The organism is Brachybacterium sacelli (genome assembly GCF_017876545.1).
In the GTDB taxonomy this organism is placed as follows: domain Bacteria; phylum Actinomycetota; class Actinomycetes; order Actinomycetales; family Dermabacteraceae; genus Brachybacterium; species Brachybacterium sacelli.
The window spans coordinates 841,301-866,020 of record NZ_JAGIOD010000001.1; the positions used below are offsets into that span (position 1 = coordinate 841,301).

The 24,720-nt window shown below is 70.1% G+C and carries 21 protein-coding genes and 1 riboswitch; of the genes, 13 read left to right on the top strand and 8 right to left on the bottom strand.

Translation table 11 applies throughout. The features are described 5' to 3' along the window. Positions 1-49 precede the first annotated feature (49 nt). The 4 genes from JOF43_RS03730 (at position 50) to JOF43_RS03745 (ending at position 4,817) form a co-directional block, all read left to right on the top strand. A complete protein-coding gene (locus tag JOF43_RS03730; protein WP_209899287.1) occupies positions 50-2,551 on the top strand; it encodes a hypothetical protein in 2,502 nt (833 codons plus the stop codon). 173 nt (positions 2,552-2,724) lie between these two features. Next, a complete protein-coding gene (locus tag JOF43_RS03735; RefSeq protein ID WP_245354004.1) occupies positions 2,725-3,180 on the top strand; it encodes a hypothetical protein in 456 nt (151 codons plus the stop codon). Positions 3,181-3,282: 102 nt separating this feature from the next. Next, positions 3,283-4,374 carry a thioredoxin-disulfide reductase gene (gene trxB / locus JOF43_RS03740; RefSeq protein WP_209899290.1) on the top strand — a complete coding sequence of 364 codons (1,092 nt, stop codon included), beginning with the start codon at positions 3,283-3,285 and terminating at the stop codon, positions 4,372-4,374. A gap of 29 nt (positions 4,375-4,403) precedes the next feature. Next, the gene (locus tag JOF43_RS03745) at positions 4,404-4,817 is read left to right on the top strand and encodes a hypothetical protein (protein WP_209899293.1); all 414 of its coding nucleotides are present in this window, start codon (positions 4,404-4,406) and stop codon (positions 4,815-4,817) included. A gap of 2,973 nt (positions 4,818-7,790) precedes the next feature. On the opposite strand, the gene JOF43_RS03750 is transcribed toward JOF43_RS03745, so the two are convergent. The 8 genes from JOF43_RS03750 to rpmH all read right to left on the bottom strand — a co-directional run bounded on the left by JOF43_RS03750 (position 7,791) and on the right by rpmH (position 14,143). After that, positions 7,791-9,686 carry a ParB/RepB/Spo0J family partition protein gene (locus JOF43_RS03750; RefSeq protein WP_209899296.1) on the bottom strand — a complete coding sequence of 632 codons (1,896 nt, stop codon included), beginning with the start codon at positions 9,684-9,686 and terminating at the stop codon, positions 7,791-7,793. An 88-nt stretch (positions 9,687-9,774) separates the two neighbouring features. After that, positions 9,775-10,638, bottom strand: coding sequence for a ParA family protein (locus JOF43_RS03755; RefSeq protein ID WP_377784709.1), 864 nt, complete (start codon positions 10,636-10,638; stop codon positions 9,775-9,777). A gap of 52 nt (positions 10,639-10,690) precedes the next feature. Further along, positions 10,691-11,356 (bottom strand): 16S rRNA (guanine(527)-N(7))-methyltransferase RsmG, encoded by a 666-nt coding sequence (gene rsmG / locus JOF43_RS03760; protein ID WP_209899299.1) that lies wholly within the window; start codon positions 11,354-11,356, stop codon positions 10,691-10,693. Between the two features lie 8 nt (positions 11,357-11,364). Next, positions 11,365-12,036: a Jag family protein gene (locus JOF43_RS03765; protein ID WP_245354005.1), complete on the bottom strand. Its 672-nt coding sequence runs from the start codon at positions 12,034-12,036 to the stop codon at positions 11,365-11,367. 73 nt (positions 12,037-12,109) lie between these two features. Further along, on the bottom strand, positions 12,110-13,216 hold the full coding sequence (yidC, locus tag JOF43_RS03770; protein ID WP_209899302.1) for a membrane protein insertase YidC: 1,107 nt from the start codon (positions 13,214-13,216) through the stop codon (positions 12,110-12,112). Between the two features lie 85 nt (positions 13,217-13,301). Further along, positions 13,302-13,598: a membrane protein insertion efficiency factor YidD gene (gene yidD, locus JOF43_RS03775; protein WP_209899305.1), complete on the bottom strand. Its 297-nt coding sequence runs from the start codon at positions 13,596-13,598 to the stop codon at positions 13,302-13,304. After that, a complete protein-coding gene (gene rnpA / locus JOF43_RS03780) occupies positions 13,595-13,963 on the bottom strand; it encodes a ribonuclease P protein component (protein ID WP_209899308.1) in 369 nt (122 codons plus the stop codon). Before rnpA ends, yidD begins: the two co-directional genes overlap by 4 nt. Before the next feature lie 42 nt (positions 13,964-14,005). Next, a complete protein-coding gene (gene rpmH / locus JOF43_RS03785; RefSeq protein WP_209899310.1) occupies positions 14,006-14,143 on the bottom strand; it encodes a 50S ribosomal protein L34 in 138 nt (45 codons plus the stop codon). A gap of 365 nt (positions 14,144-14,508) precedes the next feature. Between rpmH and dnaA the strand changes: the two genes are divergently transcribed. The 9 genes from dnaA to ribH all read left to right on the top strand — a co-directional run bounded on the left by dnaA (position 14,509) and on the right by ribH (position 24,378). Beyond that, the gene (gene dnaA / locus JOF43_RS03790) at positions 14,509-16,173 is read left to right on the top strand and encodes a chromosomal replication initiator protein DnaA (RefSeq protein WP_209899313.1); all 1,665 of its coding nucleotides are present in this window, start codon (positions 14,509-14,511) and stop codon (positions 16,171-16,173) included. Between the two features lie 474 nt (positions 16,174-16,647). Then, positions 16,648-17,772: a DNA polymerase III subunit beta gene (gene dnaN, locus JOF43_RS03795; protein ID WP_209899316.1), complete on the top strand. Its 1,125-nt coding sequence runs from the start codon at positions 16,648-16,650 to the stop codon at positions 17,770-17,772. A gap of 19 nt (positions 17,773-17,791) precedes the next feature. Then, positions 17,792-19,051 carry a DNA replication/repair protein RecF gene (gene recF, locus JOF43_RS03800; RefSeq protein ID WP_209899319.1) on the top strand — a complete coding sequence of 420 codons (1,260 nt, stop codon included), beginning with the start codon at positions 17,792-17,794 and terminating at the stop codon, positions 19,049-19,051. Continuing rightward, positions 19,048-19,719: a DciA family protein gene (locus tag JOF43_RS03805; RefSeq protein ID WP_209899322.1), complete on the top strand. Its 672-nt coding sequence runs from the start codon at positions 19,048-19,050 to the stop codon at positions 19,717-19,719. Before recF ends, JOF43_RS03805 begins: the two co-directional genes overlap by 4 nt. Positions 19,720-19,729: 10 nt before the next feature. Next, positions 19,730-20,671 carry a phosphotransferase gene (locus tag JOF43_RS03810; RefSeq protein WP_209899325.1) on the top strand — a complete coding sequence of 314 codons (942 nt, stop codon included), beginning with the start codon at positions 19,730-19,732 and terminating at the stop codon, positions 20,669-20,671. Positions 20,672-20,782: 111 nt separating this feature from the next. After that, positions 20,783-20,912, top strand: a riboswitch (FMN riboswitch). 99 nt (positions 20,913-21,011) lie between these two features. Further along, positions 21,012-22,037, top strand: coding sequence for a bifunctional diaminohydroxyphosphoribosylaminopyrimidine deaminase/5-amino-6-(5-phosphoribosylamino)uracil reductase RibD (gene ribD, locus JOF43_RS03815; RefSeq protein WP_209899328.1), 1,026 nt, complete (start codon positions 21,012-21,014; stop codon positions 22,035-22,037). Positions 22,038-22,052: 15 nt separating this feature from the next. Then, on the top strand, positions 22,053-22,667 hold the full coding sequence (locus tag JOF43_RS03820) for a riboflavin synthase (RefSeq protein WP_209899331.1): 615 nt from the start codon (positions 22,053-22,055) through the stop codon (positions 22,665-22,667). Next, positions 22,664-23,905 (top strand): bifunctional 3,4-dihydroxy-2-butanone-4-phosphate synthase/GTP cyclohydrolase II, encoded by a 1,242-nt coding sequence (locus tag JOF43_RS03825; protein WP_209899334.1) that lies wholly within the window; start codon positions 22,664-22,666, stop codon positions 23,903-23,905. The genes JOF43_RS03820 and JOF43_RS03825 overlap by 4 nt, the downstream gene beginning before the upstream one ends. Next, positions 23,902-24,378, top strand: a complete 477-nt coding sequence (gene ribH / locus JOF43_RS03830) for a 6,7-dimethyl-8-ribityllumazine synthase (protein WP_209899337.1) — start codon at positions 23,902-23,904, stop codon at positions 24,376-24,378. The genes JOF43_RS03825 and ribH overlap by 4 nt, the downstream gene beginning before the upstream one ends. The last annotated feature ends 342 nt before the right edge of the window (positions 24,379-24,720 follow it).

Here is a 24,720-nt window from a genome sequence, read left to right on the forward strand (position 1 = left end):
GGACGCTCGCGAGGGGCGCAGGAGGGCAGGACGAGGAGAAGGACGGTCCGTGAACACGATCCCGCATCAGGACGCACTGCGTTCTCGGTGGACGCTGGAGGGGAAGATCCCCCTGTCCGGCGTCGCCGACGACGCGGTCTGGCACCGCGCCCGCACGGTGGCCACCGGTGAGTCCGTCATCCTGTTCATCGTGCGAGGTGAGGCCGCCTTGGAGGCGGCCGACGCCGTCAGGCGCGCCTATCTGGTCGAGGACCCGCACCTGCTGCCGGTCCGCGAGATCGTCGTGCTCGACGATCCCCGTGAGACCGGGGAGGAGGATCCCGCCGACGACGGGCCGACGACGATCGTGGAATATGCGCTGCCGCCCGCCCCACCGCTCGCGGCGCTGCTGAGCAAGGCGCCTCTGCACCCGGAGACGGCCCGTTCGATCATCGGCGAGGCCGCGACCGGGCTCGAGGTGGCCCGCCGTCGTGGTGTGCGCCACCAGCTGCTGGATTCCAACCGCCTGTTCGTCGACACCCGCACCGGCGCCGTCGTGGTGCTCGGCGTCGGCGTCGAGGCGGCGGCGCACGTCGGCCTGGACCGGTCGCGGGAGACCGCCTCCTTCCAGGACACCGCCGCGCTGGTCGCCCTGCTGTACCGCACGCTGACCGGTCGCAGTCCCCAGCACGACGCCTCGGGCACCGTGCCCCGGCCGAGCACTGTCGTGGACACCGAGACCCCGCAGGACCTGGATCTGCTGTGCGACCTGGTCCTGAACGGGTCCGCCGAGGACATCCCCGAGACCACCCGGGAACTGATCGCCGCGCTCGAGCCGTGGCAGTCGATCCCCGTCACCCTCGAGGCCTATCCGAATCCGGCCCCGCACCGCCGCCCCGCTGCAGGAACACAGCCCGCAGCTGCGACGACGGGCGAGGCGGCGACGGGCGAGGCGGCGGCAGGCGAGGCGACGGCAGGAGCACGGACGACGGACGCCGAACCGGACCCGGCGAGCTCGACGGCCTCGGTGGACCCGACAGCCTCGGCGGATGCGGTGGACGCGGACACGACCACGCACCCGTCAGCCGCCGCCGCAGCCGGGGTCGCGGGGGCTGCCGGAGCGGCCGGTGCCCTCGGAGCGGTCGGGGCCACCGAAGCGGTCACCGGCCACCCGGACCGCACCGCGGGATCGGGCTCGGCGCAGTCCGAGGAGCCGGCCGACGCGGAGCGGGACCCCTCCGTCCCGGATGCCGCGACCCGGGCAGCAGAGGAGGAGCCGGCTCGCCGCTCCGCCGATGCCGAGGCGATCGTGCACGATCTCCATCTCGACGAGAAGCGCGGGACCAGTCCGTTCCCGGGCCACCTCGACATCGCCGCGCCGGAATCCAAGCAGCCCGCGGTCGGCGACGAGCCATCACCGCAGGCCGACGGGGCGACGTCGGAAGACGATTCGTCGGCGTCGGCCTCTGAGCAGCCGACGTCCACGCTCCCGGCCGCAGTGGGAGGAGCCGCCGCAGGAGGAGCGGCTGCCGCCGGGGTCGACGCCGCCGCGGCCCCGTCCCGCGGATCGGGCAGCCAGTGGCCGCTCGCCCCGTCGCCGTCGTCCGCGGACTCCGCGGCCGCTGCCGCGAGGCCGTTCCCGGCTGCGACGCACACACCCACCGAGGCGCAGACTCCGTCAGAGGCTCCCGAGGTGGCCTCCGCGACGGCCCCCGTGGCGGTCGCAGGTCGCACCGAGTCCCTCGCACCGACGAGAACCGGTCCTATCGTGGTGCACGGACGCGGACGATCCTCCCTCGACGACCACCCCGTGGAGACCACCGTGCCCGCCTCCGGCAGCTCGTTGCTGCGGGACGTGGTCAGCGTCGCCACCGACCACGACGATCCCGGCAGCTATGCCTGGGGCCCCCAACAACCCGAAGAGCGCTCGCGGCAATCGCAGTGGATCATCGCCGGCGCCGTGCTGCTGACCCTGATCGCCGCCGTCTTCGCCGTGACCACCGCGACCTCGGGTCTGCGCGACCGAATGTCCGATCCTCTGGACACCGCTGCGGCGCCGGCCCCGACGGAGACGGACACCGGGGACGCTCCCGTGGAGCCGACCCCGGAGAACACCGAGGAGCCCGAGCTGCCGTCCCCGGAGATCGACGGCGTCGAGCTGTCCTCCCAGGGTGGCGGGGACCCGGACCACACCGACCAGCAGGACCGCCTCACCGACGAGGACCCGGCGACCTTCTGGTCCACCCAGCACTACGCGAGCCCGGACTACGGCGGGCTGAAGGAAGGCATCGGTCTCCGCATGGACCTCGCGGAGAAGTCCAAGGTCTCGGCAGTGACCGTCACCACCGCCCGCAACACCGGCGGCACCCTCGAGCTGCGGACCGTGAACGAGGACGGCTCGCCCGGCGACGTCCTCGCCTCCGGGGCCTTCGCGGGCGACGGGCAGGTGCGACTGGAGCCCGATGAGCCGGTGGAGACCGGCCGGGTCATGCTGTACATCCCTGAGCTGCCTCCGGACAGCAACGAGGCGGGGCGGTTCCGCGCCCGGATCGCGGAGATCAGCGTCGAATGACCCCCGAGGCGCCTCGTGACCCGCAGCGACCGAGAGCGACTTCGGTCCTGCGTCGTCTCCGCGCCCTGCCCACGCGGCAGGGACGCAGGCGTCCGCGGCGCCGTACCTCCTCGCGCACGGGGGCTTCCGCAGTCCTCGGCGTCCCTGTCCCGCTGCTGCTCACCGCCCTCGCGATGGCCGCGCTGCTCGGTCTGCTGCTCTCGGTCACGCTGGAGGCCTCGACGGGGAACCGCTCCCACAGCGTCTCCTCGTCCGTGGACCAGGCCTCGGGCGCCGGGAAGAATTCCTCCGGTCTCCCCGTTGTGACGGAGGCGAGCTTGGGCACGGAGGTGCAGCGGCTCGTCGATTCCGGCATGATCCAGCCGCCGACGAGCTTCGATGCCACCGCCTGCCTGCGGGCGTTGGGAGAGCAGGATTCGGTACTGATCATGGAGGAGGTCGCATGGAGCGCCGAGGAGACGCAGTCCTGGCTGCTCGTGCACGGCCCCATGGACCGCGAGACCCTGCGCGCGAACGGCGGCACGGTCTCGGCCACGGTGGTGCGCCCGGACTGCGGCCCCGCGACCACCGGCGGCGACCCGACCGAGAGCCGGCTGTGGTCCGGCGAGGTGATGATCGGCTCCATCTGACAGCTGCCCGCCCCCTGACACCTCCCGCACCGCACTCACCGCCCGCCCCGCTCCTCCCTCGGACCTCCTGACCCACGACCACTCCGGAAGGACATCATCGACATGTCACAGCCCATCCAGGCTCTCAACATCCTCGGCGCGCCCTCGGCCCCGCCGGCCGCGACCGCCACCGCCGCGGCGCCGACGACACCGGCCGACGACACCGTCCATGAGGTCGTCATCGTCGGCTCCGGACCCGCCGGGTACACGGCGGCGATCTACAGCGCCCGCGCCGAAATGAAGCCGATCGTCATCGCGGGCGCGCTCGACGCCGGCGGCGCTCTGATGACCACGACCGACGTGGAGAACTTCCCGGGCTTCCCCGAGGGCATCCAGGGCCCCGAACTGATGACGCAGATGCAGGAGCAGGCCGAGCGCTTCGGTGCCGAGGTGATCTACGAGGACGCGGCGGACCTGCAGCTCGAGGGCGACGTCAAGACCGTCACCCTCGACGACGGCACCGTGTACCGGGCGAAGACGCTGATCCTCTCCACCGGATCCGCGTATCGCGAGCTCGGGGTCGACGGGGAGAGGCAGCTCTCGGGCAAGGGCGTGAGCTGGTGCGCGACCTGCGACGGCTTCTTCTTCAAGGACCAGGACATCATCGTGGTCGGAGGCGGCGACAGCGCCGTCGAGGAGGCGACGTTCCTGACTCGTTTCGGCAAGTCGGTCACCCTCATCCACCGCCGCGACGAGCTGCGCGCCTCGAAGATCATGGCCCGCCGCGCCGAGGCCGATCCCAAGCTCCAGTTCGCGTGGAACAGCGAGATCGTGAGCATCAACGGGGCCGACAAGGTCGAGTCCGTGACCCTGCGCGACACCGTCACCGGGGAGGAGCGGGTCATGCCGACCACCGCAGTGTTCGAGGCGATCGGGCACCTCCCGCGCACCGACCTGCTGCGCGGCAAGCTCGAGCTCGACGAGCAGGGCTACATCGTCGTCCAGGGTCGTTCCACCTACACCTCGGTGCCGGGCGTGTTCGCCGCGGGCGACGTCGTGGATCACACCTACCGCCAGGCGATCACCGCCGCGGGCACCGGATGCCAGGCGGCGCTGGATGCGGAGCGCTGGCTGACCGACCAGGCGGCCCTCGCCGACGAGCAGGCGAAGGCGGAAGCCCCGATCGTGGCCGCCGCGGAACCGGCGGCCCGCTGACCGCCCTCACCGACGTTTCTGGTTCCCCGATGTCCACCGCAGACGGCGACCTCGACCCCACATCAGGGCCCGAGGTCGCCGTCGTGCTGGTGACGGCCGACTGGTCAGCGCCGGCACGACCCGCGCCCACTGTGCTCCGGGAGCTCGCACGACGGTGGGGGCCGGCGGTTCGCGCCCTCGTGCTCAAGGATGCGGACGATGGCGTCCTCGAGACCCTGGATGTCTCGAGCATCCCGACGTGGCTTCGCTTCACACGAGTCGAGACCGAGGGGGAGCCCCGGGATCCCTCCGCGCCAGTCGTCCGCGATCTTCGAGGTGCGGACCTCGCCGGAGAAGACGTCGTCCTTCCCGGTGCCTGGGAACTCACCCATCGCCGATCGGGTGCGGTGCCGAAGCACATCGTGGCGGAGGAGTTCGGCCCGCAGGACGCCGCCTCAGGCTGACAGCCCCCTCGGGCATCGGCACAGCATGGCTCGATCTCGGCCGACCCGGGCGGCCCAGCGATACCTCTGTCAAGTTACATAGGTCTGCCGCGGCTGACGTGGACGGACGCCCGGTCCACATCGCTCCCCACATGGTTGTCCACACGAATCGTCGCGTCTATCCACAGTCTTATCCACATCGGATTGTGGATAGCCTCCTGCCGACCCTCTCACGCCCACGTGAGCGGACCGACCCCATGACCAGCATTGACAATCTCGTGCCCATGATGTCACGGAGCGAGACTTTCTTTCCCTTGCACAGAGAGTGTGATGTCACTCACTCGGCAGCACTTGAGTTTTCCACAGAGTTACTCACACTGTGTACAAGCGATCTGCTCCGCCTCACGGGCCCGGCCTACCGCCACGGCCGACCGTCCCGTCAGGAGGGGCGAGGGGAGAACGGTGGCCGCTCCACGTGACCGGAGGGGTTCCGGTCTCCCGGCTCTGCGGTCATATGGCGCATGGCGATCCTTTCGAGGCCGGTGCTTGCGAAGCACGGTCCACGTGGAACACCGCGAGGAGGATGGGGCCCGGGGTAGCAGCGACACGATCCTTCATGCCCGAGTCGAGGGCAGTCCGCCATTCCGCGTCCACCTACCGTTCATGGACCGCCAGAGCGGCGAGGCCGCAGCTTCGCGTGAAACTCTCGCCGAAGGTCCCCTCAGCAGCGCCCTGAAGCAGCCTGGCTAGAGTACGCCGGTAAGCTCGTCTACTCAGCCAGTGTCCGTGACCGCCAGGACGAGCGTGACCGCGCGACCAGAGTGCGATGTTCCCCGTGAAACATCGCTCGCCCACGCCCCGGAGTTCGTAGGCAAGCCACTCGCCGGCCACGAGCACTGCAGACGAGTCCCGGTTCTGCGCGACGCACTTGGCGGCGCTCCACCGAGCGCCACAGCTTCAGCGAGCCTCGTACGGTGTCACTCGCAGTTTCACGTTGAACATGAGCAGCTCCTTCATACGCCTTCCGCCTCACCGAAGGGCCCCACAAGCAGTAGTGGGCGTCAGGCTAGGCGTCGGATCTCGCGTTTCCCGTGAAACCCCGCGGCGACCTGAAGTGTGCGGGCATCTGCGCCCGGCGACGCGCAAGAGACACGATCTGCACAGTAGCCCAGCCTCGCTCGTCCACCTCTCCTCCCACTCGAGGACCTCAACTCAATGGAGTGCATATGGCGGGACGCTGAGTGGCGGCGAGACAGGAGCGACGCCCCCTGATTCGCGGCATACGACGCGCGATCTCACTCTGTGGCTCCCGGGGAGCCCGTGAGCGATCCACCCCGTCGGCGGTCGCCACGACAAAAGTTTCCCGTGAAACCCGCTCGGCGTCACCACCTCACGATCGGGCTGCACTGACGCTGCCGCGTAGACGGAGCAAGCGACGTCGCCCTGTATGTTGAGGCCGTTTCACGTGAAGCGCCAGAGGCACGGAAGGTAGCTGCTAGCTCGCACCAGTGAGACTTACGCTTGGTAAGGGGGCGACTGTAGAGACGCACTTGTCACAACGCCACGAAGTACCGAACGGGATCGTGCCGCAGTTTCCCGTGAAACTACCGTTGCATCCGCTCAGTAGGCTCAGGAACGCGTCTCTGGTGAAGACGCTTTGAGCCCAGATGCAATCAGCCAGCGACATCGACCCCGCACAGAGTAGAGAGAGTCTGGCAGTCGCTGGCATAGCAGCAGAGGGCATTCATTCGAATCGCCACCCCGACGCCGGCCTCGCGCCGCCCACGGACAACGCAGGGCGGCCTCGGACTCGCAGAAGAGCTCCGACACCCCCCGTATTCCACGGGAAACTTGACGGTACACCCCCACAACCAGGAGCGAGCACCTCTCCCATCGCTCTCCGGTAATGCATGTGAACGTTCCACGGGAAACTACACGCGTCGCAATCCAGCTCCCTCGGCACCCGGTACGGTCACTCCTCACCACCGTCAAGCGTTACATGTGAAGCGACTTCATCAGCGCGTGCATGAGCAACGCCAATGGCGGTTTCACGAGGAACACCGATCCTGCCGACTCCGGGAAACAGAGTCCAGCCACTCTACGTAAAGCGACCATCCGGCCAGGTCAGAGCGCTTTCCTGATGGCCGTTCCCCGCCCCAATCCTTGTGGCCGGGTTTCACGTCGAACCGTGAGGCGGTGCCGATTCGCACCAGCACAAGCCGCCCAGGTCGCATCCGGCGGAAGGGAAGGTCGCTGCCCACGCCACAGGAGCGGAGCGGGACCTCGCACCGTCGGCCGCGGCAACCCACTCCCCGCCGACGCGCGTGGGCCGTCTGGGCTTCCTGCGTCAGACTCTGCTCCGCTCATCGACTCATCTGCGTCCCTGCACGTCTCGGCCGGCCCGACGCAGCCAGAGTCGCCAGCACACACGGCGTTCCACGTGGATCGTCCACAACGCTATGCACAACGGTGGACAACTGAGCACAGGTCCCTGAACTACGGAAAAGCGGCGAGACTGGAGCAGGAGAGGCGGCACCATCGTCAGACAACCTGAATCGCACCGACAGCGATGACAGGACCTCAGAATCGTGCCCGGACACCGACCTGACTTTCATGCCTCGCCTGTCATATACGGGAACAGACTCGGCGTGTGAGCCAGCTCACCCTTGTACAGCCGTGAGCGCCGAGTGCGCCCCACGATCCGCTGCTTCTCTTCCACCAGCCTCGCGCCCGGAGAGAGGGGCCGGCACAGTCCACGACGGGTCACCACGGAGACAGCAGCGGTCCGGGCGAGTTAAAAGGGCCACCGGAGCGAACTGAGCCGGAGTCCAGGCCGAACGACTCGCCCGCGACACGCACCTTCGTGCAGCGGGAACCACCCGGCGCGGCCGAGAGGACACCCGGAACACGCCCACGTCCCAACATGCCGCACGGACCGGGGACGAGGAAGGGGCCGGCGAGAACGCCGGCCCCTTCCTCTGCGGTGTGCTGAGATCAGCCCTCGGGCTCGTCCTCGGAACCAGGACCCGGGGTGCCCAGTCCCATGGACTCGATGACGCGGTCGAGGTCCTCGAGGTTCGTGAACTCCAGGGTGATGCGACCCTTCCGTTTCCCCACGTCGATGCGCACCGGGGTCTCCAAGCGATTGGAGAGGCGGCTGGTCAGGTCGACGACATGCGGGTCGTACGTGCTGCGGCGGGCCGTGCGGGCGGGGGCCTGCTGCCCGCCACGAGCCACCAGCCGTTCCACGGCTCGGACCGACAGTCCCTCGGACACGATGCGCTGGGCGAGCTCCTCCATCAGCGTGGGGTCGTCGAGCGAGAGCAGGGCACGGGCATGTCCGGCGCTCAGGGCCCCACTGGCAAGTCGGCGCTGGACGAGAGCGGGCAGGCGCAGCAGACGGAGCGTATTGGTGATCTGGGGGCGCGAGCGGCCGATCCGATCTCCCAGCTCGTCCTGGGTGCAGCCGAAGTCGTCGAGCAGCTGCTGGTAGGCGTTGGCCTCTTCCAGCGGGTTCAGCTGCGTGCGGTGAAGGTTCTCCAGCAGGGCGTCGCGCAGGAGATCGTCATCGCTGGTCTCGCGGATGATCGCGGGGATCGAGGTGAGCCCGGCGCGGCGAGCTGCCCGCCAGCGGCGCTCGCCCATGACGAGCTCGAAGGACTCGCCCTCCTCGGTGACCGGGATGGGGCGGACGACGACGGGCTGCAGCACGCCGACCTCGCGCAGCGAGAAAGCCAGTTCGTCGAGCTCGTCGTCGTCGAACAGTGTGCGCGGGTTCCGCGGGTTCTCGCGGACCTCATGGATCGGGATCTCCGCGAACTCGGCTCCCGGGACGCTGAGGAGACCCTCGCGGCTGCGATCGGTCGCCTCGTCAGGAGCGTTGTCGGTGTCGGGCGAGGCATCCGACGGGGCAGTGTTCTCCGGCTCGACCGCAGTGGAAGTCGGCTCGGTCTCCCACTCGTGGTCGGTCTTTAGCTCGGGGTCCGTCTCCGGCACCGGCTCCGCATCCGTCTCTTCTCCGCCAGCGGCATCTGCCGCCGCGGCAGACCTCACCACGGGCTCGGCGGCATCCGCGGGCGCCGACGTCGCCTGCTCGGCATCCACCGGCGTGCGCTCCACGGCCTCGACCTCGACGGTCGGACTCTCCTCGGCGGTCGCCACGGGGACCTCCACCGAGGGCGCGCTCGCGGCGGCCGGCGTGGACGTGATCTCCTCCGGCTCCGCGGGAGCCGCACCGGTGGTCGAGGTGCTCTTCGCCGGAGCCGACGACGCGTTCGACGACTTCCTCCTCTGCGTCGTGGACGCGCCGCTCCCGGTCTTCGTCGCCGTCGAGGTGGTGGCCTTCGCTCCCGCGGTCTTAGCTCCCGCGGTCTTAGCTCCCGAGGTCGTGCGCCCGGAGGTCGCCCCGCTCTTCGAGGCCGAGGTCCGCTGTGCAGGCGCGGACTTCTTCGCCGAGGACGACGACGTCGAAGCCTTCTTCGCGCCACCGGAGCGCTTCGTCGAGGAGGAGCTGGTGGTCGAGCGCTTCGCGGGGGACCGGTTCGACGTCGGTGCGGGCTTCTGGTCCGACTCCTCGACCTCGGCTCCCGCCTCGTCGGACTCCGCGCCGGCACGCGCGGACGCGGCCCGTCCCCGACGCTGCGCCGCCGCACGCGCCATGTCACCGGCGAGGTCAGGTCGGCTCCCGCGCTCGCGCTGGGGCCAGTCCTCCTCCGAGGAGGCCTTCTCCCCGGAGAAGAACATGTCGACCGGGCGATTGCTGGGAGCGGACTCCTCCTCGGCGGACTCCGGACGCACCCGAGTGCGCAGCTCCTGCTCGGGAGCGGGGCTCGACCCCGCGCCCGGGATCAGGGCACCGAGTCCTCGTCCGAGTCCTCGCTTCTGCGTCATGGCCGTTGTCCTTCCGGAAAGATGTGGTCCACCAGGGGAGAAACCAGGAGCACGCGAGGCGTCGGCGCGGCGGTGCTCCAGGCGGGGATCAAGGGGCGGGGCGGATGGTGAGCTCGTGGGCGGCGGCCCGGTAGGCCAGCGCGCCGCTCGAACCGGGATCGTAGGTCAGCACCGTCTGGCCGTAGCTCGGTGCCTCGGAGATCCTCACGGAGCGCGGGATCGACGTCTCGAGGGTCTGGTCCGGGAAGTGGTCCCGGACGTCCTGCGCGACCTGTGCGGCGAGCCGGGTTCTGGCGTCGTACATGGTCAGCATGATCGAAGAGACCACCAGCTCGGGGTTCAGATGCTGGCGGATCAGATCGATGTTGTTCAGCAGCAGGCTCAGGCCTTCCAGCGCGTAGTACTCGGCCTGGATGGGGATCAACACCTCGCGCGCCGCGACCAGTGCGTTCACGGTCAGCAGGCCCAGCGAGGGCGGGCAGTCGATCAGCACGTAATCCAGGCGCGGCAGCCCCTGTTCGTCGCGTGCCTCGAGGTAGTCGCGGATCGCATTGCGCAGCCGATTCTCACGGGCCACCAGCGAGACCAGCTCGATCTCGGCACCGGAGAGATTGATCGTGGCGGGCGCGCAGGAGAGCCGCTCGAGATCCGGGACGTCCTGGACCACGTCGATCAGGGGCGCGGACTCCACCAGCACCTCGTAGATGCTGGGGACCTCGGCGTGATGCTCGATGTTCAGCGCGGTCGAGGTGTTGCCCTGCGGGTCCGCGTCGATCACCAGCACGTTCATTCCGCCCATGGACAACGCGGCCGCCAGGTTCACGGCGGTGGACGTCTTGCCGACGCCGCCCTTCTGGTTCGCCACCGTGATCACCCGGGTCGTCTCGGGAGGGCGGAAATCGGCCTTCTCGAGCTGCTTGCGTCGCGCGTGGTCCCGGGTGAGCTCACGCATCAGCGGAGTGTCTTCCATCGCACTGCCCGCCCGGGAGGAATCTTCGCGCTGATCAGCCACGTGTCTCTCCCTTCCTGGTCGCCTGTGCTCGGCGACGCACTTGGACCACTGTAGTGGGAACCTCGACCTCGCCGATCCCGTACTGCTCGATGCGAGGATCACGGCCGCCGAGCTTCCCCAGCACCGTGCCCGCCTTGTCCACTTCGTCCGCCGCGGACCCGCCCTTCAGAGCCAGCAGCTGACCGTCCTCGGCGACCAGCGGCAGAGTCCACCGCGCCAGCTTGTCCAGCGCCGCCACCGCCCGGGCGGTCACCACGTCGAAGGTACGCACCCCGTGCAGCTCCTCGGCGCGGGAGCGCACCACCTCCAGGCCCAGACCGAGCTCGGCGTCGACCTCCTCGAGCCACGTGGTCCGACGCTGCATCGTCTCGATGAGAGTGACCTCGAGGTCCGGTCGGGCGATCGCGAGGACGACACCGGGCAGGCCGGCACCGGAGCCGACGTCGGCGAGCGTGGTCGCGGCCGGATCGACCGCCTCGACCATCAGCGCGCAGTTGAGGATGTGCCGCTCCCACAGCCGCTCCACCTCGCGCGGGCCGATCAAACCGCGCTCGGGGCCCTGCTCGGCGAGCAGGGTGGTGAAGCGCTCCGCCAGCTCGAGACGGTCAGCGAACAGACGCTCGGCCGACGGGCGCAGGGAGTCGGGCAGGGGCAGCACGGAGAGCCTCAGGATTCCGGGTAGACGACGACGTGACGGTTCTTGCCGTCCCCGTCGGACTCGGATCGCAGACCCTCACGCTTGGCGACGTCATGGACGACCTTGCGCTCGAAGGGGTTCATCGCACGCAGCGGGACCGGCTCGCCGCCGTCCTTGGCCTCGGCCACCGCCTTCTCTGCGAGCTCCTCCAGGCCGTCCTTGTGCTCGGCGCGGAAACCACCGATGTCCAGCATCAGGCGCGAGCGATTGCCGGTGCGGGTCTGCACGGCCAGACGCGCGAGCTCCTGCAGGGCATCCAGCAGCTCTCCCTTGGGGCGGTTGAGCGTCGCCAGGCGGTCGGCCCCGGCGATCTCCACGGAGGCTCGGTCGCCGTCCACGTCGATGTCGATGTCGCCGTCGAGGTCCGTGATGTCCAGCAGCTCCTCGAGGTAGTCGGCGGCGATGTCGCCCTCCTCCTCGAGGCGCTGCATGCGGTCGCCCACGGATTCCGCGTCGTCAGCGGCCTCGGCGTCGTCCGCGGAATCGCCCGCCTCTGCAGGATCGGCAGCCTCAGCGAGCTCGGCGGACTCAGCGACCTCGGCCGTCGAGCCCGTCTCGGGCGACGCCGTCGCATCCGTCGTGGGCTGCTCGTCGCTCTCCTGAGCGGCGGGGGCCTCAGGGGTGGTGTCGATCTCGTTCATTGGGATCCTCCGGGGAACATGCTCGGGATGTGGCAGAGGCACCCCGGGAGCGTCGGCGCTCCCGGGGGCAGGGTCACTTCTTGCGCTTCTTCTTCGCGCCCTTGTTCAGCGGTGAGGAGCCCGAGGACGGCGGCACGGGGAAGTCTCCGGCCTCCTCCTGCGCCTGGCGACGCTCCTCGGCCGCCTTCTCACGGGCCGCGCGGGCCCGCTCGAGCTTCTCCTGGTCGGTCATCTTCTTGCCACCGCGGTTCTTGCTCGTCGGCTGCACCCGGATGTTCGGCTCAGGCTCCGGCTCGGCGGAGACCTTCTTGGGCGGGGTGAAGTCGAGAGGCTCCAGGCCCTTCTTCTCGCGCTTGTCGTTGATGCGCGCCTGGCGCTCCTTCTCGGCATCCGACCCCGGGGTGGGGGTGGCGCGGATGACGATGTACTGCTGGCAGAAGGTCCACACGTTGGTGGTCAGCCAGTAGATGAGCACACCGATCGGCATGCCGGGCCCCGTGATCACGTAGATGAACGGGAGCATGTACAGCATCATCTTCTGGGTGCTGGCCATGGGGCCCTCGAGGGCCGCCTTGGGCATGTTCTTCATGGTCAGCGACTTCTGGGTGAAGAAGGTGACCGCACACATGCAGGCGATGATGATGCCGGCGACGATCTTGGTGGTGATCCCACCGTCGCCCGAGTTCAGGAAGCTGTCGGCGATGGTGACGTCGCCGAAGATCGTGGAGTGGCTGGCACTCTTGGCCAGCTCGGGGGTCAGCGGGCCGAATCGGGTGCCCCCGGTGGCCTCCGGCAGCTTGTTGTACAGCACCCGGAACAGGCCGAAGAAGATCGGCATCTGCAGCAGCACCGGCAGGCACGAGGAGAACGGGCTGGCCCCGGCCTCCTTGTAGATCCCCATGGTCTCCTCCGCCATCTTCTGGCGGGAGGCCTGGTCGGTCTTGCCCTTGTACTTCTTCTGCACGGCCTGCAGCTCGGGCGAGACCATCTGCATCGCGCGGGAGGCGCGGATCTGCCGCACGAACAAGGGGATGATCAGGGTTCGCACCACGACGGTGAGGCCCACGATCGAGAGCACCCAGGTGATGCCGGAGTCCGGCTCCATGAACACCGATAGCAGCGCATGGAACTTCACCATGAGCCATGCGACGGCCCATTCGATCGGAAACAGGGGGTTCATCGGCCTGGTCTTCCTGCCGCACGGATGCGTATGACGTTCATACGAGGTGCCGGCTCTGGTCGGTAATCTTGGACAAGGGTAGGCCCTAGAGGGCTGGGTGCCGCAGTCGGCGTGGATTCCTCCACATGCCCGGCGCGGGCACCGGGTCGGGACCTCCGCGGCTCAGCGGATTGCAGCGCACGATCCGTCCGGCGGTCAGGAGTGTTCCCTTGACCGCGCCGTGCACCCGCAGGGCGTCCATGCCGTACTGGGAGCACACCGGGTCGTAGCGGCAGGCCGGAGGGGTGTACGGCGAGATTCCCACCTGATAGCCCCGCACCAGGACGGACAGAGCCCGACGCGGTAGGCGCAGCGCCGAGCGCAGGAGCCCGACCCTGCTCATCGCGCGGCCTGCCGGCGACGCTCGAGCTTCGTCGTGGCCGAGCCGAGGGCAGAGGCGACCTCGGACTCGAGCTCCGCGAACGGCTGGAGGTCGATGCCCGGCAGGGAGCGCACGACGACGGCGGCTCCCTCGGGCAGCTCGGCCAGACGCGGACGCACGATCTCCCGCAGCCGACGGGTCACGCGGTTGCGGACCACGGCGTTGCCGACCTTCTTGGACACGACGAATCCCACGCGGGGTGCGTCCCCTTCCTGCCCCAGCAGGGAGAGGTGCACGACCACGTGGGATCGGGCGCTGCGCACGCCACCGCGGGTGACGGCGCGGAACTCGTCACCGGTGTGCAGCCGGCGACTAGACCAGTTCACGGAGCCCTTGCGCGCTGCCCCTGGTCACGTCGGAGATCCGGGTCAGGAGGTGATCTCGGCGCGGCCCTTGGCGCGGCGGGCGTTCAGGATGGCGCGGCCGGCGCGGGTGCGCATCCGCGCGCGGAAGCCGTGCTTCTTGGCGTGACGACGGTTGTTCGGCTGGAACGTGCGCTTGCTCATCGGTTCTCCTCGATCATGGGCACGGGCGTACCCCTCGCGGTGGTCTGTGGTCTGCTGCACGAACGGACTGTCCGGGCGCACCCGCGGGGCGGGGCGGCTGCCGGGGTCCGGATCTGGACGGCGCGCAGCGCTGACTGCACGATCTTAGAAGTGCGGTCGCGAGGGGTCAACGGGAAGAGGCCCGCCAGGGCTGGTTGTGGCCAGATTCTCACGAATGCTCGCCGCTCCCCGGCGTTTCGCCTCCGCCCCGGTGGACGAGGAGGGGGACCTCTCATGGGTGATTGTCCACAGCGTGGATCCACAATACAGCGGCTACTGTGGAAAACTACCTGGACCGCCGAACCATGCCTGTACGGAGAGACCTGATGCCTGACGCGAACGTCGCTGCGATCTGGGAGCGCACCCTGGCCACCCTGCGCCGTGACGACACCGTGTCCCAGCGGGTGATCGCCCTGCTGACCCTGTCCCGTCTGATGGCGGTCGTCGCGGACACCGCCCTGCTCGCAGCCCCCTCGACCTCGGCGAAGGAGCTGTTCGAGCACCGGGTCGCGGGCTCGTTGAAGGCCGCGCTCAGCGAGGCCGTCGGACGGGAGATGCGCTTCGCGGTGACGGTCGACGAGTCGCTCCTGCTGGAGGAGGACACCGACGAACCCGCTGTGACCTCCACGTCGGGGACCGACAGTGCACATTCTGTGGACAACGATGTGGACAGTGGCGTGCGTGACGTCCACACCGCCCCCTTCCGCCGCGACGAGGGCTCGGTCCTGCCCCCGAGCGGGCAGTCCGGCCACGCCGCCCTGCCGGATTCCCCCTCCGCCTCCGCGGCCTCCGCGGAGCGCCTCTCCAGCGGCACCGCTGCCGAGGATCCCGGTGCCTTCGCGGGCTTCTCGGCACTGACCGGCTCCTCCGCTCCGTCGCCCGGTCCGGCCCCGCAGCGTCCGTCCGCCACTCCCGGGCCCACCCTCGGCGAGGACTCCCGCCTGAACGCCAAGTACACCTTCGACACCTTCGTGATCGGGTCCTCGAACCGCTTCGCGCAGGCCGCGGCCTCGGCCGTCTCGGAGACGCCGGCCAAGGCGTACAACCCGCTGTTCATCTACGGCGGATCCGGTCTGGGCAAGACGCATCTGCTGCACGCCGTCGGCCACTACGCCCAGAGTCTCTACCCGGACGTGGTGGTGCGGTACGTGAACTCGGAGGAGTTCACCAACGACTTCATCAACTCCGTGCAGTCCGGCCAGTTCGGCAAGGCCCAGGAGTTCCAGCGCCGCTACCGCGACATCGACATCCTGCTCATCGACGACATCCAGTTCCTGCAGCGCGCGCCGGAGACGATGGAGGCCTTCTTCCACACGTTCAACACGCTGTACAACACCGACAAGCAGATCGTGATCACCTCGGACCTGCCGCCCAAGGAGCTCGGTGGCTTCGAGGACCGCATGCGCTCCCGCTTCGAGATGGGCCTGATGACGGACGTGCAGCCGCCGGACCTCGAGACCCGCATCGCGATCCTGCGCAAGAAGGTCGCCCAGGAGAACACCGGCGAGGTCCCGCACGACGTGCTGGAGTACATCGCTTCCCACATCGCCACCAACATCCGCGAGCTCGAGGGCGCGCTGATCCGCGTGCAGGCGCTGCACTCGCTGTCCCGCCAGCCGATGGACGTCACCCTCGCCGAGAGCGTGCTGAAGGATCTGCTCTCCCACGACGACGGCGCCCAGATCACCGCGTCGACGATCATCGCCCAGACGGCGACCTACTTCGGGATCTCCGTCGAGGAGATCGTGGGGACCGGGCGCTCACGGCGGCTGGTCTCGGCCCGGCAGATCGGCATGTACCTGTGCCGCGAGCTCACGGACATGCCGCTGATCCGCATCGGCGAGGAGTTCGGCGGCCGTGACCACACCACGGTGATGCACGCCAACAAGAAGATCAGCGAGCTCATGAAGGAGCGCCGGGCGATCTTCAACCAGGTCACGGAGCTCACCGCCCGCATCAAGAGCTCCAACTCCTCGTCCGCCCGCCAGTGAGGGAATGACACTCCTGGTCAGAAGACAGTTCTCCCCAGATGTGGACAACTCTGTGGACAATGTGGAGTGCTCGGCATCCGGGCAGGAGCCGATGTGCACGAGTGAATGACACGAATCCTCTCGGGCGACGAGGCGTGCACAGGCCACCCCCTGCGGTCACAGCGCGATCAACGATCCGTCCACGCCCCTGTCATACGTACTGACCTGCGAGGATCGAGGTTGTCCACGGAATCCACAGCCGTGATGAAGAGGACTGTAGTTCTTTGCTCGACGGGGATGTGGACGGGACGGGCTGCGGGGAAGGCCGCTCGGATCCTGTGATCCGGGGTGCCGGGGCGCGGGAGGAAGCCCGGACGAGGAGGGGTCGGTGTCAAGGATCGGCGCCGGTGTGTCGGCGGAACCCCGTGGAAACCGATACGCTGTGCTCCGTCCGTGCCTGTTCTGGCTATCGACCACTGCGAAGGAGTGGCAACGGTGAAGTTCCACCTCGACCGCGGCGTCCTCGGCGACGCCGTCTCCTGGGCCACCCGAACCCTCCCCGTGCGACCGGCGATGCCGATCCTGCAGGGCGTGCGGATCGTCGCCGACACCAGCGGCGAACTGCAGCTGTCCACGTTCGACTACGAGGTCAGCGCCCAGATCCGGCTCGATGCCGAGGTCGAGCAGCCCGGCGAGGTGCTGGTCCAGGGACGCATGCTCTCCGACATCGTGCGCGCCCTGCCCAACAAGGACGTCTCCATCGCGCTCGAGGGCACGAAGCTCCAGGTCCGCTGCGGCAGCGCCCGCTTCGCCCTGGCCACCCTCCCGGTCGAGGAGTACCCGCAGCTGCCGGCGATGCCGCCGGTCGCCGGCTCGGTCCCGGCCGACGTGTTCGCCGAGGCCATCGGCCAGGTCACGGTCGCCGCCTCCAAGGACGACACCCTCCCGCTGCTGACAGGTGTGAAGGTCGAGATCTCCGGCGAGACCATGACGCTCATGGCCACCGACCGCTACCGCCTCGCCCTGCGCGAGCTGACCTGGAACCCCGCGACCCCCGGCGCCGAGCAGACCGCCCTCGTGCGCGGCCGTACCCTGCACGAGGTCGCCCGCTCCCTGGCCACCGGAGGCAGCGTCGACATCGCCCTGTCCGAGGACGACTCCGCGACGCTGATCGGCTTCGAGGCCGGCGGTCGCCGCACCACCTCGACCCTGGTCGACGGCGAGTACCCGCCCGTGCGACGACTGTTCCCCGACACCACGGCGATCACCGCCGTCGTCGCGACCGGCCCCCTGATCGACGCGGTCAAGCGCGTCTCCCTGGTCGCCGAGCGCAACACCCCGGTACGGCTGTCCTTCACCGAGGGCCAGGTCGCGCTCGAGGCCGGCGCCGGTGACGAGGCCCAGGCCAGCGAGGTCCTCGAGGCCCAGCTCGAGGGCGAGGACCTCGTCGTCGGCTTCAACTCCGGCTTCCTGCTCGACGGACTCGGCGCCCTGGGGGCGGAGTTCGTGCGGCTGACCTTCACCGACTCCATCAAGCCGTCGGTCATGAGCGGCCAGGAATCCCTCGAGGGGACCCCGGACAGCTCGTACAAGTACCTGATCATGCCGATGCGGATCTGAGGGAGGGAGAGCTCCCTCCGTGCAGCTGACCTCGCTCGACCTCACCGATTACCGCTCCTACCCGCGCCTGACCCTGGCCGTGCGTCCGGGCATCACCGTGATGGTCGGCCAGAACGGGCAGGGCAAGACCAACATCGTCGAGGCGCTGTGGTACCTCGCGACCCTGTCCAGCCATCGCGTCCCCCACGACGCCGCCCTCGTCCACCGGGGCGAATCGACAGCGATCATCCGCGCGAGCTTCGTCCGCGCCGACCGGCCCCTGCAGGTCGACCTCGAGATCACGCCGGGGAAGTCGAACCGCGCCCGGCTGCAGGGACAGAACGTCGCCCGCCTGCGAGACGTGCTCGGCGAGGTGCGGGCAGTGCTCTTCGCCCCCGAGGACCTGGGACTGGTCAAGGCCGACCCCGAGGGCCGCCGCCGTTTCCTCGACGAGCTGCTGTTCGAGATCGCCCCGCGCTACGCCTCGGTCAAGGCCGACTACGACCGAGTGCTCAAACAGCGCTCCAACCTGCTCAAGCAGATGCGGTCGATGCGTCGCGGGGGCGGTGGGCGCAGCGTCGGCGGACTCGATCCCGCGGACTCCGCCGCCTCCACCGTCGAGGTCTGGGACCAGCAGCTGGCCCGTTTCGGCGCCGAACTGCTGCGTGCACGGCTGCACCTGGTCAATCGCCTGCGCCCGCACGTGGGGTACTCCTACCTGCGAGTCTCGACGGACGAGGGTGCCGAGGAGTCCTTGGATCTCCCGCCCGACCAGCGTGGCAACCTCTCCTCCCCGGCCGACGTCGCCTATCGCTCCACGGTCCTCGACGAGCTCGGCAGTGCCCCGGGCGAGCTGCCCTCGACCCTCGAGATCCATGACGTCCTGCTGCGGCTGCTGGCGAGCCGCCACGACGAGGAGGTCGACCGCGGCATCACCCTGACCGGCCCCCACCGCGACGACCTCGAGATCCGCCTGCACGACTTCCCGGCCAAGGGCTACGCGAGCCACGGCGAGTCGTGGTCCTTCGCTCTCGCCCTGCGCCTGGCCTCCTACGACCTGCTGCGCCTCGAGGAGGGGGACCTCGGCGACGGCGAGCCGATCCTGATCCTCGACGACGTGTTCAGCGAGCTCGACACCCGTCGCCGCGAGCGCCTCGGCGGCATCGTCACCGGCGCTTCGCAGGTGCTGATCACCACCGCCAACGACACCGACATCCCGGACTCCTTGGACGGGGAGATCCACCTGGTCGACGTGAGCCTCGGCGCCGCGGTGCCGCGTGAGAGCGGCAGCTGGTCATGAGCACGGCTCCCCGCCGGCCCCGGCTCGCCAACCCCTACGACCTCTCGACCTGGAACCCCGCCGCCGGAGAGGCACCACCGGAGCCGGTCGAGCCGACGCCGCAGTCGGAGCCGGCAGGTGAGTTCTTCGATCCGCCGGAGCTGCCGGTCCCGTCGGACCCCTTCGAGCTGGCCCGTCGCACCGTGAACCGCTCGCGCGCGGCCGCCCGGGACCGCGGCCTCTTCCCGATCTCCGCGAAGACGCAGGCCCGGGACGTCCGCGACCGTTCCGGGAAGGCCCCCGGCTACTCCGGCTCCCGCCCCGACCCCCGCGACCCGCAGGGCATCGACCTGGTGCTGAAGAAGGTGCTGGGCAATCTCGGGTGGAACGCCGGCATGAGCGCCGGCCGCGTGCTCGAGGAATGGGACCAGATCGTGGGCGAGAAGGTCAGCGCCCACTGCCGCCCCGTCTCCCTCGAGGACGGCGTGCTGGTGGTCAGCGCCTCCTCCTCCGCCTGGGCCTCCCAGCTGCGGATGCTCACCGGTCACCTGGTCACCACCATCGAGGAGCACGTCGGGTCCCATGTCGTCTCCGAGCTCAAGGTCACCGGACCCGCCGCGGCCGAACGCTCCTGGAAGAAGGGTCGGCGCACCGTCACCTGGCGCGGCCCTCGTGATACCTACGGCTAACCTGCTCGATGTGACCCATCGCCTCCGCTGGGCGGATCTCCCCCTCCCGGTGCGCACCCGCGTGGAGACCCGGCTCGGCGCACCGGTCCTCGAGACCCGCTCCGCCATTGGCGGGTTCTCCTCGAGCTCCGCCGAGATCGTGACCACCGCGGGCGGTCGCCGCGCCTTCGTCAAAGCCGTCACGTCCCGGATCAACGCGGCCTCCGAGGAGCTGAACCGACGCGAGGCCGCGACGCTGGCCGACCTGCCGCGCGACGTGCCCGCACCTCGGCTGCTGGACGCCTTCAGCGAAGGGGACTGGTTCGTCCTGCTCATCGAGGTCGCCGACGGGGAGCTCCCGCAGCAGCCCTGGCAGCCCCGCGAACTCGACGTCGTGCTGGAGGCGCTGGACACCCTGGCGCAGGTCGCGACGCCGACCCCGCTGCCCGAGGTCCCTGCCCTGGAGACGCTGCTGGGCCCGGACCTCAAGGGCTTCGATCGGGTGGCAGCGGATCCGCCGCCGGATCTCGACCCCTGGCTCCGCGAACGCCTCGATCCTCTGCGCGAGGCGGCGGAGCTCGGGGTGGCCTCGTTGGCCGGTGACATCCTGTGCCACAGCGATCTGCGCGCCGACAATCTGCTGGTCACCGCCGACGGACAGGTCAGGATCGTCGATTGGGCGTGGGCCGCCCGCGGCGCCCGTTTCGCCGATGCGCTGCAGCTGCTCGCCTCGGTGGACGACCGCTCCGGCACTCTCGGGGTCTCCGCCCGGATCGACGCGGTCATGGCGCGCCACGGGACCCCGACCGAGGTCGCGACCGACCTGCTGGCGGGCATCCTCGGGTTCTTCGTCGATGCGGCCCGGCTGCCCACGGACCCGAGCCTCCCGACCCTCCACGAGCATCGCCGAGCCACCCGCGACCAGCTGTTCCCGATGGTCAGGGCGCGATGGAACCGCGAGGGCCGCGACTGACCGCACGGGCGGCACCGAGGCGACCGGCTGTGAGACGCCGTTCATCGCCCGTCACGAACTGCCGCCGGCGCCGGTCGACTGCTAGCGTTGACCCCAGACGAGCTGACAAGCTCGCGTGTACTGGGGTCGGTGAAATTCCGAGCCGGCGGTGACAGTCCGCGACCCGATGGCCTCTGGCCCTCGGCTGACCAGGTGGAACTCCTGGACCGACGGTCAGAGTCCGGATGGGAAGCGCACGCGTACGTCGTCCTCCGGACGGCTCTCGGCCGTGCACCCCGTGCGCAGCCGACGCGACCCCTCCCTCACTCCGGACCGCGAGCAGCGGACCGGAGGAGAGAGAATGCTGACCGGCATCGAGCAGGACGCCCTGCGCCGAGCCCTGGAGATCGCGGCGGATCCCGCCGTGCCTCTCGGGCCGAACCCCCGCGTGGGCTGCGTGCTGCTCTCTCCCGCCGGTGTTTTCCTCGCCGAGGGCCACCACCGCGGCGCCGGCACCGCGCACGCCGAGGCCGACGCCCTGGATCGCGCCACGGCTCCCCTCTCCGGTGCCACCGCCGTGGTCACCCTCGAGCCCTGCGCCCACGTCGGCCGCACCGGGCCCTGCGCCGACGCCCTGATCGCCGCCGGCATCTCCCGCGTGATCATCGCCCGGCGGGACCCGAACCCCGTCGCCACCGGCGGCCTCGAACGACTGCGCACCGCCGGTGTCGACGTCGAGCTCGCGGTTCCCGAGCACCTCGCCGCCGCGGCCGCGGAGCTGAATCGCGGGTGGGAGCACGGGCTGCGGCACCAGCGGCCCCTGGTCACGGCGAAGCTCGCCCTCACTCTCGACGGACGGGCCGCCGCGGCCGACGGCACCAGCCGCTGGATCACCGGGCCGGCCGCCCGCGCCGAGGTCCACGCGATGCGCACCACCTGCGACGTCGTCCTTGTCGGCGCCGGCACCGCCCGTCTCGACGCCCCCACCCTCACCGCGCGCCGCCACGACGGCACCCTCCACCCCCGCCAGCCCGTGCGCGCCGCCATGGGCACCGGGGCCGTCCCCGAGCTGCCCTCCCCCGAGGGGGCCGGGGAGGCGTTCACCCTGCGCACCCACGACCCGTCGGACGCCCTCGCAGCCCTCTTCGAGCGCGGCCTGCGGCACGTGCTGCTCGAGGGCGGACCCACCCTGGCCGCCGCCTTCCTGCGCGCCGGGTGCATCGACGAGCTGATCGTCCATCTGGCCCCCACCCTGCTCGGCGCCGGACCCCCGGGCCTGGCCGACCTCGGCATCACCACGATCGCCGACCGCCTCGACCTCGATCTCGTCGACGTCGCGCCGCTGCCCCCCGACCTCCGCCTCACCCTGCGGCCCCGCACCGCCTGACCTGGAAGGACCCTCATGTTCACCGGAATCATCGAGGAGCTCGGCACCGTCGAGTCCCTCGACCACCGCGCCGGCTCCGCGCGACTGACCCTGCGCTCCCCGCGCGTCCTGGAGGGCATCTCCCTCGGCGACTCGATCGCGGTCAGCGGGTGCTGCCTCACCGTCACCGCCCATGACACCCGGAGCTGGACGGCCGACGTCATCACCACCACCCTCGAGGCCACCTCGCTGGGTGCCCTGGAGCCGGGCGACCGCGTCAACCTCGAACGCTGCGTGCGGGCCGACGGGCGCCTGGACGGTCACATCGTCCAGGGTCACGTCGACGGCGTCGCCGAGATCATCGGTCGCGAGGAGAGCTCCGGCACCACGCTGCTGCGTCTCGCCCTGCCCGCCGGGCTCGAGCGCTACGTCGTCGACAAGGGCTCCCTCGCCGTGGACGGGATCAGCCTCACCGTCGCCGGGCTCGACGGTGAGGTCGCCACCATCGGCCTGATCCCCGAGACCCTCGAGCGCACCACCCTCGGGACCAAGGGGGTCGGCGACGAGGTGAACCTCGAGGTCGACGTGCTGGCCAAGTACGTCGAGAAGCTCAGCGCCTCGCTGCTGCCCGGGCGGGAGGACCGGCGATGACCGCGCTGCGCCTTGACCCCGTCGAGGAGGCGCTCACCGCGATCGCCGCCGGTCAGCCGGTGGTCGTCGTCGACGACGAGGACCGCGAGAACGAGGGCGACCTCATCCTCGCCGCGTCCACCGCGACCCCCGAGCTGCTCGCCTTCGCCGTGCGGTACTCCAGCGGGCTGCTGTGCGCTCCGATGACCGCCGCCCGCGCCGACGCCCTGCAGCTGCCGCTGATGGTGGCCGAGAACGCCGACCCCCTGCGCACCGCCTACACCGTGAGCGTCGACGCGAGCACGGGCGTGACCACCGGCATCAGCGCCGCCGACCGCGCCCGCACCCTGCGGGTCCTCGCCGACGAGCAGTCGACCCCCGCCGACCTGATCCGCCCCGGACACGTGCTCCCCCTGCGGGCCCGGGACGGCGGGGTGCTCGAGCGCCGCGGCCACACCGAGGCGGCCGTCGACCTCACGCGCCTGGCCGGACTGCCCGCGGTGGGCATGATCGTCGAGCTGATCCACGACGACGGCACCATGATGCGCGGACCCGCGCTGCGCGCCTTCGCCGACGAGCACCACCTGGTGATGATCTCCATCGAGGAGCTCGCCGCCCACCGGCACCGTCACGATCCCGAGCCGCTGGAGATCACCGCGCCGGTCACCCTGCCCACCGCCCACGGCACCTTCGGCGCGCTGGCCGTCCGCGACGGCACCGCGGAGCACCTGGTCCTGGTGCGCGGGGACGTCACCACCGCCGAACCGGTCCTGACCCGCATCCACTCCGAGTGCGTGACCGGCGACGTGTTCGGGTCCCGCCGCTGCGACTGCGGCCCCCAGCTGCAGGAGGCCCTCGCCCGGATCGACGCCGCCGGGAGGGGCGTGCTGATCCTGCTGCGCGGCCACGAGGGACGCGGCATCGGACTGGTCGAGAAGCTGCGCACCTACGCCCTGCAGGAGACGGGCCGCGACACGGTCGACGCCAATCTCGACCTGGGCCTGCCTGTCGACGCCCGCTCCTTCGCGATCGTCCCGCGGATCCTCGACCACCTCGGCGTCGGCTCCATCTCCCTGCTGACCCACAACCCCGTCAAGACCGGCGCCCTGCGTGCCGGCGGCGTCGAGGTGGTCTCCGCGGTGGAGCTGGACACGCACGCCACCGCCGAGAACCTCGCCTATCTCACCACCAAGCGGGACCGACTGGGACACCACCTCGTCGGCCTGCCCACCACCGACCCGAACGGAGAGTCCTCATGAGCGGACACGGAAGCCCCACCCCCCGGATCCCGCACCTGCCCACCGCGCGCGTCGCGATCGTCGCCGCCAGCTGGCACCAGCAGGTCATGGACGGCCTGCTCGACGGCGCGCTGCGCGGCTGCGCCGAGGCCGGCATCGACGAGCCCACCGTGGTGCGGGCCCCCGGCTCCTTCGAGCTGCCGGTGATCGCGGACCGCCTGGCCCGCACCCACGACGCCGTGATCGCCCTCGGCGTCGTCATCCGTGGCGGCACCCCGCACTTCGAGTACGTGTGCGAGGCCGCCACCGAAGGGCTCGGCCGGGTCGCGCTGGACCACGGGGTCCCCCTCGGATTCGGCCTTCTGACCTGCGATGACGAGCAACAGGCGCTGGATCGGGCCGGTCTTCCCGGCTCCGTCGAGGACAAGGGGCACGAGGCCGCGGCGGCCGCGCTGACGACGGTGGAGGTGCTGAACGGTCTCCCCGTGTCCTGAGCGCGGAGCCGGGGTCGCCAGACGGCGCTGTGGCGCGATATCACCCGGGGAGGCGTACGGGGCCCCGTCCGACTCCCCGGGAACGGCTTCCAGAGGCCGCTGCGAGCCGCCTGATGCCCGATCCGCGTCGCGTTGTCCACAGAATCGCCGAGGTTAATAGGTTCAGAGGCCTCCATCGGCTAGAATATGAGCCAGTTCGACCGACGTCTTCCGACGTCCTCGCGGACTTCGAAGCCGTCGGCTCGATCGCTGTGGCCTACGGGTGCCGCTCGCGCGTGCGCGCGCGAGGCGCCTCCGTGGGCCGCATGTGTGCTGAGCCGGAGGATTCGTCCCCGCGGCCGG

Coding starts and splice junctions, on each gene's coding strand:
- JOF43_RS03805 (WP_209899322.1), top strand. CDS start 19,048: ATGAGCACGGCTCCCCGCCGGCCCCGGCTCGCCAACCCCTACGACCTC.
- JOF43_RS03735 (WP_245354004.1), top strand. CDS start 2,725: ATGGCCGCGCTGCTCGGTCTGCTGCTCTCGGTCACGCTGGAGGCCTCG.
- yidD (WP_209899305.1), bottom strand. CDS start 13,598: ATGAGCAGGGTCGGGCTCCTGCGCTCGGCGCTGCGCCTACCGCGTCGG.
- rpmH (WP_209899310.1), bottom strand. CDS start 14,143: ATGAGCAAGCGCACGTTCCAGCCGAACAACCGTCGTCACGCCAAGAAG.
- trxB (WP_209899290.1), top strand. CDS start 3,283: ATGTCACAGCCCATCCAGGCTCTCAACATCCTCGGCGCGCCCTCGGCC.
- dnaA (WP_209899313.1), top strand. CDS start 14,509: ATGCCTGACGCGAACGTCGCTGCGATCTGGGAGCGCACCCTGGCCACC.
- ribH (WP_209899337.1), top strand. CDS start 23,902: ATGAGCGGACACGGAAGCCCCACCCCCCGGATCCCGCACCTGCCCACC.
- JOF43_RS03820 (WP_209899331.1), top strand. CDS start 22,053: ATGTTCACCGGAATCATCGAGGAGCTCGGCACCGTCGAGTCCCTCGAC.
- JOF43_RS03825 (WP_209899334.1), top strand. CDS start 22,664: ATGACCGCGCTGCGCCTTGACCCCGTCGAGGAGGCGCTCACCGCGATC.
- JOF43_RS03755 (WP_377784709.1), bottom strand. CDS start 10,638: ATGCGTGAGCTCACCCGGGACCACGCGCGACGCAAGCAGCTCGAGAAG.
- yidC (WP_209899302.1), bottom strand. CDS start 13,216: ATGAACCCCCTGTTTCCGATCGAATGGGCCGTCGCATGGCTCATGGTG.
- JOF43_RS03765 (WP_245354005.1), bottom strand. CDS start 12,036: ATGAACGAGATCGACACCACCCCTGAGGCCCCCGCCGCTCAGGAGAGC.
- JOF43_RS03750 (WP_209899296.1), bottom strand. CDS start 9,686: ATGACGCAGAAGCGAGGACTCGGACGAGGACTCGGTGCCCTGATCCCG.
- JOF43_RS03745 (WP_209899293.1), top strand. CDS start 4,404: ATGTCCACCGCAGACGGCGACCTCGACCCCACATCAGGGCCCGAGGTC.
- ribD (WP_209899328.1), top strand. CDS start 21,012: ATGCTGACCGGCATCGAGCAGGACGCCCTGCGCCGAGCCCTGGAGATC.